The organism is Micromonospora sp. NBC_00362, from assembly GCF_026342155.1.
Lineage (GTDB): Bacteria > Actinomycetota > Actinomycetes > Mycobacteriales > Micromonosporaceae > Micromonospora > Micromonospora hortensis.
The window spans coordinates 1164267-1179416 of record NZ_JAPENH010000001.1 but is presented as its reverse complement, the minus strand read 5'-3'; the positions used below and the strand labels follow the sequence as shown (position 1 = coordinate 1179416).

The window sequence follows — 15150 nt, the reverse complement described above, 5'->3', positions numbered from 1 at the left end:
GCGACAGCGGTCGGCTCAACCGCCCGCCGGCACCTCCGGATCGAGCGGCGGGCTGGAGGTGGCGGGTGGATCAGGAGGCGCGCTGGTCGGCGGCGGCGCGGCCGTCGTGGGCGCCGCGCTGGTCGGCGGTGCCGTGGTGACGCCCGCCGTCGGCGTCGGCGAGTTGGCGGTATCACTCGGCTGCACACTCGGTGTGGCGGAGACCGAGGCCGACGGGGAGTTGCCAGGGACGCGCGGCCGGTCCGGCCGGCCCGGCTCGACGCTGGTGATCTGCTCGTTCGCCGCGGGCAGGTCGACGGGACCGCTCGGCGCCACCGTCGGCGAGGTGGCCGGCAGATTGACCGCCGGGTTCTCACCGACGTGACGCGTCGCGGCCAGCGCCGCGCCGAGCCCGACCAACGCGACCAGCATGGCCGCCGCCGCGCCGACGAGCGGACCCCGCCGTCGCTGGCGCCCACGCGCCACCGCCGCGCCGGCCGGCACGTCCGTGCGGGTGCCCGGTCCGGCGTCGCGCAGCGCGACCGGCCCGACCATCGCCGTCGGCGGCTCGCCGCCGGTGACCGCCGTCCGAGCGGCCTCGGCCATCGCCGCTCCGCTGGTGAACCGCTCCAGCGGATCCTTGGCCAGGGCCCGCGACACCAGGGCGCGGACCGCCTCCGGTATGTCGTGCGACAGCTCCGGCGGCTCATCGTCCAGGTGCCGCACGGCGACCTGGAGCGGATTGTCGCCGGTGAACGGCGGACTGCCGGTCAGGCAGCAGTAGGTGACCGCGCCCAGGGCGTAGATGTCGGTGGCACCGCTGACCGGCCGGCCGGCGGCCTGCTCGGGGGCCATGTAGAGGGCGGTGCCCGGCACCGCGTTGGTGCTGGTGATGCTGGTGATGTCGGTGGAGCGGGCCACGCCGAAGTCCACCAGGACGACAGTGCCGTCCTCCTGCACCAGCAGGTTGCTGGGCTTGACGTCGCGGTGCACGATGCCGCCGCGATGCGCCGCGTTGAGCGCTGCGGCCGCCTGGGCCACGATCGACATCGTCTCGGCCACGTCGAGCCGCCCGGCCGCCTCGATCCGCTTGGACAACGGCTCGCCGTCGACGAACTCCATGACGAGGTAGTCCGCCCGCCCGCCGTCGGGGAGGTCGTCCGCACCGCAGTCGAAGACCTGCACGATGCCGGGGTGCCGCAGCGCCGCCATGATCCGGGCCTCGGCGCGGAACCGGGCGATGAAATCGGGATCGGAGACCAGCGCCGGCAGGAGAACCTTGACCGCGACCTGCCGGCCGAGGATCAGGTCGGAGGCACGCCAAACGTCGCCCATGCCGCCCGTGGCGACACGTTCGTCCAAGCGGTAGCGACCGCTGAGCACGACCTCCGATGACAACACCGCATTACCGTACCCAGAGTGGCGCGGGGCGGCGCGCCGTGGCAGGGCCGCCGGGCGGCTGGTTCAGACTGGCTGATCCGGCCTGACCTGTGTGGACGCTCGCCCTTCGTGACGCTGTGGATGTGTGCTGTCACAAAAAGCGACTATTTCCGTCGCTCGGGTCGTCCATGGTGGCAAGAAACCGCCTCCAGGCCTGGTTGGCGTCTGTTGCGTACTGGCCGTTACGACGACGCGCCGTCGAGCCGGGTTGATAATTGTCACTCTTCCGTGACACGACGCCGACTTGTCGCGTCGTGAGCCCCCTCTTAGCGTTAGCCCGGCTCGGGCCCTCCCGGCTACCTCGGCGCGTAGCGCGCCGATCGACCACCCTGGCGTTGGCCCCGGACACGCCGCCCCGACAATCGTTGTCGCGGGCAGAATCAGAGCGGTGGAGGGCGGTGCGGTGCTGGTGCTGATCGGGCGGACGACTCGTGCCGCGTGGTGTGCGCCAGCCCGGCTGGTCGGGCCGACACGCCTCGGACGATGCGTGGGCCGCGCATGACCGCCGACCTGTCGGAGGTGGTGACCGCCGCGCAGGCTGGGGACGAGGAGGCGTTCCGCTTCCTCTACCGCAGCCTCCAGCCCGGGCTACTGCGGTACCTGACCGCGCTCGTCGGGGCCGACGCCGAGGACGTCGCCTCCGAGACGTGGCTCCAGATCTCCCGTGACCTGCCCGGCTTCACCGGGGGCGAGTTCCGGGCCTGGGCGGTCACCATCGCCCGCAACCGCGCGATGGACCACCTGCGCCGGATGCGCCGCCGCCCCTCGCTCCCGGTCCCGGTGCAGGCGCTCGTCGAGCTCGCCAGCGACGCGGACACCGCCGAGCGGGCCAGCGAGACGATCGGTACCGAGACCGCCCTCGCGCTGATCTCCACCCTTCCGCCCCGCGAGGCCGAAGCAGTCCTGCTGCGGGCCGTGATCGGGCTGGACGCGGGCTCCGCCGGCCGGGTGCTGGGCCGACGGGCCGGCGCCGTGCGGACCGCCGCTCACCGTGGCCTACGCCGGCTCGCGGTCCTGCTGGAGCGGCAGAGCCCGGCCGAGTCCTCGTTCGGGACCGAGGGGGTGTCACCGCCGCGTGCGGGGAACGGCCCCGCAGTGCGGGCATCGCACGTCGAACCGGCGGACGGCTGACGTGAGGGGACTCCCGATGAACCCGTTCCGGCGGGCCGATCAGGCCGACACCGAGCGGCTGCTCGACGCGGCCCCTGCCCGGGTGGACGCCACGCTGGATCAGGCCCCCTCCGCCACGCCCACAGACGTGGACGCGCACTCACCTGAGGCGCGCCTGGGCGCCCGGAGCGAACCCCCGGCCGAGCCGGTGGCCGCGTTGCTCGCCGCGGCGGCCGGCCCCGTCCGTCCGGGCGAGTTGGCCGGGGAGGACGCCGCGGTGGCCGCGTTCCGGGCCGCCCGGGCCAACCCGTCGCCGGCCGTGCCGCAGCGGCCACGCCGTCGCCGGATGACCACCGGCGCGGTGGCCTGGATCGGCGCGGTGGCAGCTACCGCCACCGCGGGAGCCGCCTTCGCCGCGGTCACCCGGGATCGAGGGCCAGACCCGGTCGCACCCGCACCGTCGCGCCCGTCACCCTCGCCGCACCAGGGCGCATCCCGGTCGGCCGAGCCCGGCCGGTCGGTAGGCGCCGGCGTCCCGTCGTCTCCGGGTGCGCCGCCGTCCGTCACCGCCACGCCGCCGGCAAGTCCCACTGCCGTCGGCCAGGTGCACGGACTGTGCCGCGCGTGGCGGGCGAAGAAGCCCGAGCAGCGGGAGAAGGCGCTCCGCACGCCGGCCTTCCAGAAGCTGGTGACCGCCGCCGGCGGCCCGGCCGAGGTCGAGGCGTACTGCCAGCGGCTGGTTCCCGAGACGAAGCCGTCCGAGCCGGCGAAGGTCACGCCCTCCGAGTCGGCGAAGGGCAAGCCGTCCCCATCGGGGAAGGCCCCGCCGTCACCGCCGCGACCGGGCCACCCCGCCGACGGCTAACCGGTCGGTGGTGGGAGCGGTTTGGTTCCGCCCTGCTTCGGAAATTCGTCTGTTAGACAGAGGTTGGTGGCACCGTGCACGCCCCCGACGGTGTCGGTGGGTGGGTTTACGGTGGCACAGTGTGCCGGACCCGGCACACGGAGAGGGGGCCCGACCCTTGGTGACGTCATCCGACCTGGACCGCAGCGCCATCCTGCGCGAGTCCGCAGCCGCAGTCCGACACCTCGCCCGGATCTGCTTCAAGACCGGCCCACCCACTCACACCGGCGTCGAACTGGAATGGACCGTGCACGACGCCGCCGATCCCGCCCACCCCGTCGACGCGGCGCGGCTGCGGGCGGCGCTGGGGCGGCACAGCCCCGCCACGCTGGATGCCACCAGCCCAGCCGAGCCGCTGCGACATGGCGGCATGGTCACCCTGGAGCCGGGTGGCCAGTTGGAGATCTCCACCCCGCCCCGCCCCTCGGTCGCCGCGTTGATCCGCGCCACCGAAGCCGACATTGCCCAGGTCACCGACCTGCTGGCCGCCGCCGGGCTGATCCTCGGCAGCAGCGGCATCGACCCCCACCGACGGCCCCGCCCGGTGGTGGAAACCCCCCGTTACCGCGCGATGCGCGGAGCCTTCGACCGCCACGGCCCGGCCGGCCGCACGATGATGTACAGCACCGCCGGCCTGCAGATCTGCCTCGACGCCGGTGAGCCGGACCAGGTCGCCGACCGCTGGGCCGCGGCCCACGCGGTCGGGCCCCCACTGCTCGCGGCGTTCGCCTCCGCCGCTCGACACGCCGGGAGGCGCACCGGTTGGGCGTCCGCCCGAATGGCCGCCTGGCTGGCCATCGACCCGGCTCGGACCCGTCCGGTCTGGTCGCCCTCCCGGGCCGGGGACGATCCGACCGACACCTGGATCAGCTACGTGCTCGCCGCGCCGCTGCTCTGTCTGCGCCGGCGCGGCGCCGACTGGGCCGCGCCGCCCGGGGTGACCTTCGCCGACTGGCTCGACGGCGCGCTGCCACAACCGCCCACCACCGATGACCTCGACTACCACGTCAGCACCCTCTTTCCGCCGGTGCGGCCGCGCGGCTACCTGGAGCTGCGCTACCTGGACGCCCAACCCGGTCGCCGCTGGCGGCTGCCACTGGCGGTGCTGACCGCCCTGTTCGGTGACCCGGGCACCGTGCGCGAGGCGTACACGATCGCCACGCCGGTCGCGCACCGCTGGTCGGCCGCCGCTCGGCACGGCCTGGCCGACCCGGCGCTGGCCGCCGCCGCGGCGGCCCTGCTCGACCTGGCCTTGAGCACCATGCCCCGACTGGACTTGCCGGCCAGCACTCACGACGAGATCCGGCGAGGGATACGCCAGCGGCTGGCCGCCGCAGAGAGGAGAGACCAGTGAGCGCGAGGAGTGAGCCGGGGTTGCGAGCCTCGCAGTCGCGAACGGAGGACGGCCCAGTGAGCGCGAGGAGTGAGCCGGGGTTGCGAGCCTCGCAGTCGCGAACCGAGGACGGCCCAGTGAGCGCGAGGAGTGAGCCGGGGTTGCGAGCCTCGCAGTCGCGAACCGAGGACGGCCCAGTGAGCGCGAGGAGTGAGCCGGTTCGGCGAGCCTCGCGGGCGGGCCGGGTCGACGGCGAGCGGTTGCGCGACCACATCGCTGTGGAGTTGGCGCGGGCGCGCGCCCGTACCGCGTTGCTGACCGAGGTGGTCGACGACGTCGACCTGACGCGCCAGCACTCACCGCTGATGTCGCCGCTGGTCTGGGACCTTGCCCATGTCGGTAACCAGGAGGAGCTCTGGTTGGTGCGGGACGTCGGGGGCCGGGAACCGGTCCGGTGTGACATCGACGAGTTGTACGACGCGTTCAAGCAGCCGCGCCGGGACCGCCCCGCGTTGCCTCTGTTGCCGCCCGCGGAGGCGCGCGCCTACCTGGCCACCGTTCGGGACAAGGTGCACGACCTGCTCGACGCGGTGACTTTCACCGAGCGACCGCTGGTCGCCGACGGGTTCGCCTTCGGCATGATCGTGCAGCACGAGCAGCAGCACGACGAGACCATGCTCGCCACCCACCAGCTGCGCTCGGGGCCGGCGGTGCTGCACGCCCCGGCGCCGCCCGAGCCGTCGGTCCGGGTCGGCGCGGAGGTGCTGGTGCCGGCCGGCGAGTTCACCATGGGCACCGACACCGATCCGTGGGCGTTGGACAACGAACGTCCGGCGCACCGGGTCGACCTCCCGGCGTACGTCATCGATGCCGCCCCGGTGACCAACGGCCAGTACGCGGCCTTCATCGCCGACGGCGGCTACACCGAGCAGCGCTGGTGGAGCCCGGTCGGCTGGGAGCACCGGGTTCGGGAGCAGCTCAGCGCCCCGATGCATTGGCGTTCCGACGGCGACGACTGGTCGTATCGGCGCTTCGGTCAGTGGACGCGGGTCCGCGCCGACGAGCCTGTGGTGCACGTGTGCTGGTACGAGGCGCAGGCGTACGCGGCGTGGGCCGGCAAGCGGCTGCCGACCGAGGCGGAGTGGGAGAAGGCGGCCCGGTGGGATCCGACGACCGGGCGGTCGCGCCGTTACCCCTGGGGGGACGACGACCCGACCGAGGCGCATGCCAACCTCGACCAGCGCCATCTGCGTCCGGCGCCGGTGGGCGCGTATCCGGCCGGCGCGTCGCCGTTGGGTGTGCACCAGCTCATCGGCGACGTCTGGGAGTGGACCTCGACCGCGTTCGACGGGCATCCGGGGTTCGCCGCGTTCCCCTATCGCGAATACTCGGAGGTCTTCTTCGGCGGCGACTACCGGGTGCTGCGCGGTGGCTCGTTCGGCACCGACCGCTCCGCCTGCCGGGGCACCTTCCGTAACTGGGACTATCCGATCCGCCGGCAGATCTTCAGTGGTTTCCGCTGCGCCAGGGACGCGCGACCGGACGAGTCGTACCGGTGAGTCGCCGCACGACCGGCGGCCCGGCGGCGGGCCGGGGGCGCTGATGTGTCGCCACCTGGCCTACCTGGGGCCGCCGGTCACCCTGGCCGAGCTGTTGTTCGATCCTCCGCACTCGCTGGTGCGGCAGTCCTGGGCGCCCCGTGACATGCGTGGCGGCGGCACGATCAACGCTGACGGGTTCGGTGTCGGCTGGTACCCGGGTGAGGGTGAGCCGGTGCGGTACCGGCGGGCGCAGCCGATCTGGAGCGACCCGACCATCGCCCAACTGGCGGCGGTGACCCGCAGCGCGGCGGTGGTGGCGGCGGTGCGCTCGGCCACTGTCGGAATGGCGGTGCTCGACGGCGCGGCGGCGCCCTTCGCCGAGGGGCGGTGGCTGTTCAGCCACAACGGTGTGGTCCGCGGCTGGCCGGACGCCGTGGTGCCCCTCGCCGCCGGTCTGCCGGTGCGTGACCTGCTCACTCTGGACGCCACCACCGACTCGGCGCTGCTCTGGGCGCTGGTGCGGCATCGGTTGCGCGCCGGTGCCGATGCGGTCGAGGCGGTCGGGCGGACGGTGACGGACGTCGTCGCCGCAGCCCCCGGGTCGCGGCTCAACCTGCTGCTCACCGACGGGCACCACGTGGTGGCGAGCGTGGCGGGGCACGCGTTGTCGGTCCGCCAGACGCCGGGTTCGGTGCTGCTCGCCTCCGAGCCACACGACGACGATCCCGGGTGGCGGTCGGTGCCGGAGGGGCACCTCGTCGTCGCCACCGCGGGTGAGGTGCTGGTACGTCCACTGCCGACCCCGGTGAGCCGCGCCGGGCAGGCACGCAATGGTTGATCGAACAGAGGAGCGAACCGATGACCGCAGAACCCCTGGAGATCTACCTCGAACAGGGTGACCTGGAGCGTGGCCTGCGCGACGACGTCCGGGCCGGGTTGAGCGCCGGGCAGAAGTGGCTGCCGCCGAAGTGGTTCTACGACGCTCGGGGCAGCGAACTCTTCGAGGAGATCACCCGACTGCCCGAGTACTACCCGACCCGGGCCGAGCGGGAGGTGCTGGCCGCGCACGCTCCCGACATCGCGACGTTGACCGGGGCCAAGACGCTCATCGAGTTGGGTTCCGGCTCGTCGGAGAAGACCCGGCTGCTGCTGGACGCCTTCACCCGCCGCGGTGGGCTGGGCACGTTCGTCCCTCTCGACGTGTCGGTCAGTGCGCTGCGTGGTTCCACCGCCCAGATCGCGGCCGACTATCCCCGCCTGCGGGTGCGGGGCATCGTGGGGGACTTCACCCGACAACTGGACCGGCTGCCCACCGGCGGTCGGCGGTTGGTGGTGTTCCTCGGCGGCACCATCGGCAACCTGTTGCCCGCCGAGCGGGCCGAGTTCCTGACGGCGATGCGCGCCGCGCTGGAGGTCGGCGACTGGTTGTTGCTCGGCACGGACCTGGTGAAGGACCCGTCGGTGATCGTGCCGGCGTACGACGACGCCGCCGGGGTCACTGCCGAGTTCAACCGCAACGTGCTGCACGTGATCAATCGGGAGTTGGGCGCCGATTTCGACCCGGCCGCGTTCGAGCATGTCGCCGTGTGGGATCCGGACCACGAGTGGATCGAGATGCGGTTGCGGGCGACCCGGCCGATGAGCGTGCGGGTGCTGGGGCTGACAGTCGATTTCGCGGCGGGGGAGGAGCTGCGTACCGAGGTCTCGGCGAAGTTCCACCGGGAGGGGATCGCCGCGGAGCTGGCTGCGGCCAGCTTCGCCACCGCGGAGTTCTGGACCGACCCGGACGCGCTGTTCGGCGTCACGCTGGCGCGGGCGCGGTGAGCCTGTTCACCCGGCTCGGCCGGGCCGGACGGTGATCCGATAGGCTGATCACGCGAAGGGGAGTAGCCCCCAATGTCGTGGTCGACATACTGGTGTGTTCCGCACCCGGCCACGCGGCCCCGGTTCTTCTCGGGGCGGGCGAGACCTTCGACTCAGGCTGTTGCAGCCGGGTCGAGGGCGCCCCTGTACCTCCTCCCGGCGTGAACGGGAAGGACGTCATGGAGGGATTTTTCGCCGCGCTGGTCGTCAGCTTCGGCGTCATCTTCGTCGCCGAGCTGGGGGACAAGTCCCAGCTGATGGCGCTGACCTTCGCCACGCGGTTCAAACCGATTCCGGTGCTGATCGGCATCACTGTCGCCACCGCGGTGGTGCATCTGGCGTCGGTCGCCATCGGCGCGGGCCTCGGGGCGGTGCTGCCGACCGAGTGGATCTCCCTGGTCGCCGGCGTGGCGTTCCTCGGGTTCGGTGCGTGGACGTTACGCGGGGACAAGCTCACCGAGGAGGAGAAGCGCAAGGCGGAGAAGACCAACAGGACCGTGCTGGTGGCGGTGTCGGTGGCGTTCTTCCTCGCCGAGTTGGGTGACAAGACGATGCTCGCCACGATCACGCTCGCCACCAAGTACGGCTGGTTCGGCACCTGGCTCGGCTCCACCCTCGGCATGGTGGCCGCGGACGCGCTGGCCATCCTGGTCGGCCGGATGCTCGGCCGGCGGCTGCCGGAGAAGACCATCAAGTACGGTGCCGCGATCCTCTTCGCCATCTCCGGTCTCTGGCTGATCCTGGAAGCGGTGAACGAGCTGACCTGAGCGCCGACTAGCTGCTCGGAGGGCGGGTAACGGCCCGGGGTGGAGCCGGCCGAGTTGTTGCGCCAGGGCGACCAGGTGCTGGTTGCCGTGGTCGAGGTGGCCGGCGCGCTGGTGATCTTCGTTGGCGCGGTGTGGGCGGCGGTGCGGTTCGTGGTCGAAGGGCTGCGACACCGCAGCGCCGCCCGCTTCACGCCGATCCGGCTCTCGCTCGGCCGCTTTCTGACCCTCGGCCTGGAATTCCAGCTGGCGGCCGACGTGCTGCGCACGGCGGTGTCCCCGTCCTTCACGCAGATCGGCCAACTGGCCGCCATCGCGACGATCCGAACGGCGTTGAACTACTTCCTGGGCCGCGAGATCCGCCAGGAGCAGCGTCAGGTGGCCGAGGGGGAGCGCCAATCGTGACCGGCATCCTGGTCACGGTGGTCACCGCCCTGGCGCTGGTCGCCGGGGTGCTCACCACACTCACCACCGGGGCGCTGCGCAGCGGGGTCCGGGTACTGCTGGATCTGCTCAGCGCGGCCGGCCTGCTCCGGCTCGCCGGCGAACCGGGTTGGAACGGCCTGGCCGGCGCGGTGGCGATCATCGCCCTGCGTCAGCTGCTCGGGGCGGCGCTCAGCCACCCACCCCCATGGTCCGGCCGACAATCCCCGGCGCGCTGCGCCGAGGACGATCACCACCTACCGTTGGCCTCGACAGGTGAAACGGGAAAAGCGGGAGGATGACCACATGAGCCGGCACGACGAACCGAACGAGTACGGCTACGCCGGCGGTGCCACCGCCCCGGAGCCGCCGCCTGGCGGGAAGCCCGACGAGCAGGATCGCGTCGAGGCGGTGGCGGTGCCGGGCGACGACCTCACCGCGCCGACGGCCGAGGCGCTGGTCGAGGAGACCGAGGACCTGCCGCCCGCCGACCGTCGCCACTGAGCGCAAACCCGCGCCAGTGGTGCGGTGGCGCGGCACGACGGCGAACCCGCGCTCGCCGCGCCGCGCCACCCCTCGACGCTTCGCGTCAACCCCGGCGCGTCGGCGCGTTCAGCGGGCGTCGGGGTGCTGGTAGACGTCGGGTACGCCATCCCCGTCAGCGTCCAGCCGCTCCTTCTCCGCCACCCTCCGGTACGCCGCGTTGCGGCGGCTGAGCACCGCGGCGGCCAACCCGGCGGAGATCACCGAGCCGAGCAGCACGGCCGCCTTGACCCGGTCGTCGATTGTGCTACCCGCCCCGAACGCCAGGTCGCCGATGAGCAGCGAGACGGTGAAGCCGACGCCGGCCAGCAGGGCGATCCCGAGCAGGTCGGCCCAGGTGATGTCCTCGTCCAGTTCGGCGCGGGTGAACCGGGCCAGCAGGTACGTCGAGCCGAAGATGCCGATGCTCTTGCCGAACACCAGGGCGGCGACGATGGCGATCACGATCGGGTCGCTCAGCAGGGCGCCCAGGTCGGCGCCGCGCAGGGTGACCCCGGCGGCGAAGAGGGCGAAGATGGGCACCGCGAAGCCGGCCGACACCGGCCGCCAGCGGTGTTCCAGGCGGGCGGCGAGCCCACCCTCGCCCGCCTCCGCGCTCGCGGTGGCCGGCTGGCCAGCCGGCCGACGGGCGAGCACCGGGACCGTGAAGCCGAGCAGGACACCGGCGACAGTGGCGTGCACGCCCGAGGCGTGCATCAGTGTCCAGGCGGCGATCGCGAGCGGGATCAGCGCCCACCACCAGGTGCGTCCCCGCTGCACCAGCACCGCGAAGAGCGCGATCGGCGCGAACGCGGCGAGTAGCGGCACGGGGTGGAAATCGGCGGTGTAGAAGATCGCGATGATGGTGATCGCGAACAGGTCGTCGACCACCGCGAGGGTGAGCAGGAATGCGCGGAGGCCCTGGGGCAGATGTGAGCTGACCACAGCGAGCACGGCGAGCGCGAATGCGATGTCGGTGGCGGTCGGAATGGCCCACCCGCGCAGGCCCTCCCCGCCCCCGCTCAGCACCACCGCCACGTAGATCAGCGCCGGCAGCAGCATCCCGCCGAGCGCGGCAGCTATCGGCAGCGCGGCTCGGCGCGGGTCGCGGAGGTCACCGGCGACGAACTCCCGTTTGAGCTCCAGGCCCACCACGAAGAAGAAGATGGCCAGCAGGCCGTCCGCCGCCCAGGTGGCCAGATTCAGGTCGAGGTGCCAGGGCGCGCCGGGCCAGGGCACCACCTCACCGAGGCGGGCGTACGAGTCGGACCACGGGGAGTTTGCCCAGACCAGCGCGATCACGGCACCTGACAGCAGCAGCGCGCCACCGACGGTCTCGGTGCGCAGCACGTCGGCCAGGTGCCGGGCCTGTGGCCAGGACGATCGGGAGAACAGCCGGGTCTTCGGCGGACGCGGGCCGGACGGCGGGGTGGGGATGGTCAACTTCGGGCTCACCTACAGGAGTCGGGACGGCAGGAATCCACTCGCCGACCAGACTTCCCGGCACACCGCTGTCGACCCTATCCGGCGGCGCGGTCGGCGGCGACCGCTGGGCCGATCGGACGCTGTCCGATCGGTCTTCGACTTTTCCCCGTTGTCGCCGCTGCCGATTGGACGTTTGTCGGGTTGGTCATGCGGGCGCACATCTCGCCGCCGGAATATAGGTAACTCCGGACATAAGCCGTATGAACGGCTTTAATGGTTTCACGAGTTTAGAGACGACCTTGGGGGTTTTCGTGAAGTTCTTTGCCGTAACCGGACCGGCACGGGGGCGCTCCTGATGGACCTGCTCCGCCAATTGCGCCACGTGCGTCGGCACTGGTGGGTCGCGCTGGTCACGGTCATGGTGGCTCTCGGCGTCTCGGCGTTCCTGACCGTACGGGCCCAACCCCGGTACGTCGCCTCGGTGACCTTCTTCGTCACCACCCCCAACACCGGCGTCACCGACGCCTACCAGGGCGGGCTCTTCCTCCAGCAGCGTGTCAAGTCGTACGCCGACCTGCTCAGCAGCGACCGGCTGGCGCAGAGCGTGGTGGCCGAGACCCCGGTTGGCCTCACCGCGGACGAGGTGCAGCGCCGGGTGAGCACCTCCACCGAGACCGGCACCGTTCTGCTGCGGGCATCGGTCACCGACACCGACCAGACTCGCGCGTTGCGCGTGACGGAGAGCCTCGCCAACAAGTTCGTCGAACTCGTACAGAAGGTGGAGACGACGCCGGAGGGCAAGGCGCCCATCAAGATCGAGGTGGTCAGTGGCCCGCGGGTCAGCGCCAACCCCGTCTCGCCGCAGCCGGTCCGCAACCTCACCCTCGGTGGGCTGGTCGGTCTGCTCCTCGGCATCGGCCTGGCGATCCTGCGCGGCGTCGCCGACGTCCGACTGCGCGACGCCGCCGGCCTGCAACGCGCCACCGGCAGCCCGCTGCTCGGTGAGATTCCGTTCGAGGCCAACGCGCGCAGCGCTCCGCTCATCGTGGGCGACGCCGCGACCTCGGCGCGCGCCGAGGCGGTGCGCAAGCTGCGGACCAACCTGCGCTTCGTGGACGTCCATGAGCCGGCCCGGGTCATCGCGGTGACCAGCGCCCTGCAGGGCGAGGGCAAGACCACGCTCTCCTGCAACCTGGCCATCGCGTTGGCCGAGGCGGGCTGGCGGGTGCTTCTTGTCGACGCCGATCTGCGCCGCCCGAAGGTCGACGACTACCTGGGCCTGGACGCCGGCGTCGGCCTCACCGACGTGCTGGTCGGCGACGTGAAGGTGGGCGACGTCGTACAGCGCTGGGGCGACAAGTCGCTGCTGGTGCTGCCCAGCGGGTCGGCCCCGCCGAACCCGAGTGAGCTGCTCGGCTCCAAGGCCATGTCGGACCTGCTGCTGGCGCTGCGCGAGTCGGCGGACATCGTGATCATCGACACCGCCCCGCTGCTCGCGGTGACCGACGGGGTGGTGGTGGCAGTGCAGGCTGACGGCGCGCTGCTGGTGACCCAGCAGGGCCGTACCTCGCGGACCCAGGTCGCCGCGGCGGCCCGGTCACTGCACTCGGTCTCGGTCCGGCTGCTCGGCTGCGTGCTGAACATGGCCAAGGTGGCCAAGGCCGAGGCGTACCAGTACGAGGCCTACCGGGTGGTGGCCTCGACGGCCGAGACGTCGGTGCCGGCCGACCGGGCCGCGTCCGGCCGGCACAGCGCGACCGCCGACGGGGTCAACGGCGTCCCCGACCACACCCAGGAACTCACCCGGCTGCCCCGATGAGCGCGGCGAGGGGTCGCAGCGAGCGTTCGATCTCCTCGGCGCAGCGTCGGAAGTCGGCCGCGGTACCGCCGATCGGGTCCCGAAGGTCGTCTTCGTCAGGGGCGGCGGGTTGCAGCCGTCCCCGTGCCTGGGCGGCGGCGGCGATCGCCGCCCGCAGCGGGTCGTCGGCCGAGTCGGCGGGCGGCTCGGCCGCCGCGGCCAGCCGGCCGAACTGGCGCAGCGTGAACGTCCGGTGCAGCGCTCCCGGTGCCAACGCGGTGCAGACCGAGCGTTGGCGTCGGGTAGCGGTGAGCACGAGCGTCGCGTCGACCAGATACTCGGGGCGCAATCCCCGGGTCCGGAACGCCGCCGGGTCCGTGCCGCTCTCGGTCACGACCTCCAGCGCGTACGGGTGCATGGCCAACCCGTCGATCGCGTCGGTGCCGGCGCTGACCACCTCGACGGGTCGGTCGGCCAGCAGCCGGCGGGCCAGGTACTCGGCCATCGGTGACCGGCACAGGTTGGCGTGGCAGACGAACAACACGCGATCAGCCATCGGTGCCCCTCTCATCGGTACGGACACCGAAGCGCGCACCGCGGGGGCGGTGCGTCGACGCCGGTGGCCGCGCGGGGAGGGGTTGTCGGCATCGTACGCGCGCCGTACGCCGGCCGGTCGTGGTGCCGCGCCGATCGTCGGCGATCCCTGTGGGACGGGGGCGCACCGGTGAAGATCGGCATCCTGTCGTACCACTTTCCGCCCGAGCCGGCGTTCATCCCGGGGAGTCTCGCCGAGGAGCTGGCCGCGCGTGGGCACGAGGTACGGGTTCTCACCGGCTTTCCGGACTACCCCGGCGGCCACGTCTATCCCGGCTGGCGACAGCGGTGGCACCACGAGACGCACAGCCAACGGCTGAGTGTGCGACGGGTGCCCCGGTACCCCGGGGGTGCCGCGTCCGTCGGCGGCCGAATGGCCAGCTACCTCTCCTTCGCCGGCAGCGCGGGGCTGGTCGCCCGCCGGTTCCTGGGCGACGTGGACGCGCTCTACGTCTTTCAACTGCCGGCGACGACGTTCGCCGCCGCCGGGGTGCTCCGGTTGCTCGGGCGGGTGCCGGCGGTCCTGCACGTGCAGGACGTCTGGACCAGCGACGGCGCGGACGAGGGGGGCGAGGGGCGCTGGGCGGCGCGGATGGGCAGCACGATGACCCGGATCTACCGGACCGCGGCGCGAATCGCGGTCGCGGCGCCGTCGATGCGGGACCTGGTGGTCGCCGCCGGCGCCGACCCGACCCGGGTCCGGCTGGTGCTGAACTGGACCGACGAGCGGATCTTCTACCCGGCGACGCCAGGCGCGGCGGCCCGCCAGCTGGTCCGTCGCGACGGTCGGTGCGTGGTGATGCACGCCGGGACCATCGGGGCGCGACAGGGGCTGGAGACCGCGGTCCGTGCGGCCGCGGCACTGGACCGGACGATGGATCTCGTCCTGGTCGGTTCGGGCGCGGCGGAGCGGCGGGTGCGGGGGCTCGCCGCCGAGCTGGGCGCGGAGAACGTCCGTTTCCTGGAGCGGCGGTCGCCGGTCGACATGCCCGAGCTGTACGCCGCCGCCGACTATCAGCTGGTCATGTCGCGCGACCTTCCGGAGCTGCGCGGCACGGTACCCGGCAAACTCCAGGCCGCGCTGTCCTGCGCCGCGCCGGTGATCGCCTCCGCCGGTGGGGACACGGCCGAGTTGGTCGAACGGGTTCGGGCTGGTTTGTCCTGCCCGCCCGAGGACTGGGCGGCGTTGGCCGACAGGTTCTGGTTGGCAGCCACTATTCCGCCGCCGAGCCGCACCGAGATGGGTCGCCGGGGGCGGGCCGCGTACCTGCGCGAGATGTCGCTGCCCGCGGGCGTGGACCAGATCGAACGGCTGCTGCACGAGGCGGCCGGGCGGGTCGCAGAGCCGGCCACGTAACTGCGAAGGAAACTCGCTTAAAGGACCAGAAATGCAATAACGGTACGAACTTCCCTCAGGCGTGTTAAGAACGTCAGGGAATCGACCTTCTGTCCGG

Annotated in this window: 15 protein-coding genes; 12 read left to right on the top strand and 3 right to left on the bottom strand. The window is 72.5% G+C overall.

Going from position 1 to position 15150, the window contains the following annotated elements:
* Positions 1–15 precede the first annotated feature (15 nt).
* Positions 16–1380, bottom strand: coding sequence for a serine/threonine-protein kinase (locus tag OG992_RS05275; RefSeq protein ID WP_238685708.1), 1365 nt, complete (start codon positions 1378–1380; stop codon positions 16–18).
* Positions 1381–1917: 537 nt separating this feature from the next.
* Between OG992_RS05275 and OG992_RS05270 the strand changes: the two genes are divergently transcribed.
* From OG992_RS05270 to OG992_RS05225, 10 genes are all read left to right on the top strand, one after another.
* Positions 1918–2550 (top strand): RNA polymerase sigma factor, encoded by a 633-nt coding sequence (locus tag OG992_RS05270; protein ID WP_238685707.1) that lies wholly within the window; start codon positions 1918–1920, stop codon positions 2548–2550.
* Positions 2551–2566: 16 nt separating this feature from the next.
* Positions 2567–3394 carry a hypothetical protein gene (locus OG992_RS05265; protein ID WP_238685706.1) on the top strand — a complete coding sequence of 276 codons (828 nt, stop codon included), beginning with the start codon at positions 2567–2569 and terminating at the stop codon, positions 3392–3394.
* A 157-nt stretch (positions 3395–3551) separates the two neighbouring features.
* Positions 3552–4787: an ergothioneine biosynthesis glutamate--cysteine ligase EgtA gene (gene egtA / locus OG992_RS05260; protein ID WP_238685705.1), complete on the top strand. Its 1236-nt coding sequence runs from the start codon at positions 3552–3554 to the stop codon at positions 4785–4787.
* 176 nt (positions 4788–4963) lie between these two features.
* Complete coding sequence (egtB, locus tag OG992_RS05255) at positions 4964–6325, top strand: ergothioneine biosynthesis protein EgtB (RefSeq protein WP_266302554.1); 1362 nt, start codon at positions 4964–4966, stop codon at positions 6323–6325.
* Positions 6326–6368: 43 nt separating this feature from the next.
* Positions 6369–7145, top strand: coding sequence for an ergothioneine biosynthesis protein EgtC (gene egtC / locus OG992_RS05250; protein WP_238685704.1), 777 nt, complete (start codon positions 6369–6371; stop codon positions 7143–7145).
* Between the two features lie 20 nt (positions 7146–7165).
* Positions 7166–8131 (top strand): L-histidine N(alpha)-methyltransferase, encoded by a 966-nt coding sequence (gene egtD / locus OG992_RS05245; protein ID WP_266302553.1) that lies wholly within the window; start codon positions 7166–7168, stop codon positions 8129–8131.
* Positions 8132–8349: 218 nt separating this feature from the next.
* Complete coding sequence (locus OG992_RS05240) at positions 8350–8937, top strand: TMEM165/GDT1 family protein (RefSeq protein ID WP_266302552.1); 588 nt, start codon at positions 8350–8352, stop codon at positions 8935–8937.
* Positions 8938–8976: 39 nt separating this feature from the next.
* Entirely contained in the window at positions 8977–9339 is a 363-nt protein-coding gene (locus tag OG992_RS05235; RefSeq protein ID WP_238685702.1) for a DUF1622 domain-containing protein, read from the top strand.
* Positions 9336–9659 carry a hypothetical protein gene (locus OG992_RS05230; RefSeq protein WP_266302551.1) on the top strand — a complete coding sequence of 108 codons (324 nt, stop codon included), beginning with the start codon at positions 9336–9338 and terminating at the stop codon, positions 9657–9659. The genes OG992_RS05235 and OG992_RS05230 overlap by 4 nt, the downstream gene beginning before the upstream one ends.
* 4 nt (positions 9660–9663) lie before the next feature.
* Complete coding sequence (locus OG992_RS05225) at positions 9664–9861, top strand: hypothetical protein (RefSeq protein ID WP_238685700.1); 198 nt, start codon at positions 9664–9666, stop codon at positions 9859–9861.
* A 108-nt stretch (positions 9862–9969) separates the two neighbouring features.
* Here OG992_RS05225 and nhaA read toward each other — a convergent pair whose 3' ends face one another.
* On the bottom strand, positions 9970–11334 hold the full coding sequence (gene nhaA, locus OG992_RS05220) for a Na+/H+ antiporter NhaA (RefSeq protein ID WP_266302550.1): 1365 nt from the start codon (positions 11332–11334) through the stop codon (positions 9970–9972).
* A gap of 325 nt (positions 11335–11659) precedes the next feature.
* Here nhaA and OG992_RS05215 point away from each other — a divergent pair, with 325 nt between their 5' ends.
* Entirely contained in the window at positions 11660–13123 is a 1464-nt protein-coding gene (locus OG992_RS05215; protein WP_266302549.1) for a polysaccharide biosynthesis tyrosine autokinase, read from the top strand.
* Here the strand turns inward: OG992_RS05215 and OG992_RS05210 are convergent.
* Positions 13104–13658 (bottom strand): low molecular weight phosphatase family protein, encoded by a 555-nt coding sequence (locus OG992_RS05210; RefSeq protein WP_238685697.1) that lies wholly within the window; start codon positions 13656–13658, stop codon positions 13104–13106. The genes OG992_RS05215 and OG992_RS05210 overlap by 20 nt on opposite strands.
* A gap of 168 nt (positions 13659–13826) precedes the next feature.
* Between OG992_RS05210 and OG992_RS05205 the strand changes: the two genes are divergently transcribed.
* On the top strand, positions 13827–15053 hold the full coding sequence (locus tag OG992_RS05205) for a glycosyltransferase family 4 protein (RefSeq protein ID WP_266302548.1): 1227 nt from the start codon (positions 13827–13829) through the stop codon (positions 15051–15053).
* Positions 15054–15150 lie beyond the last annotated feature (97 nt).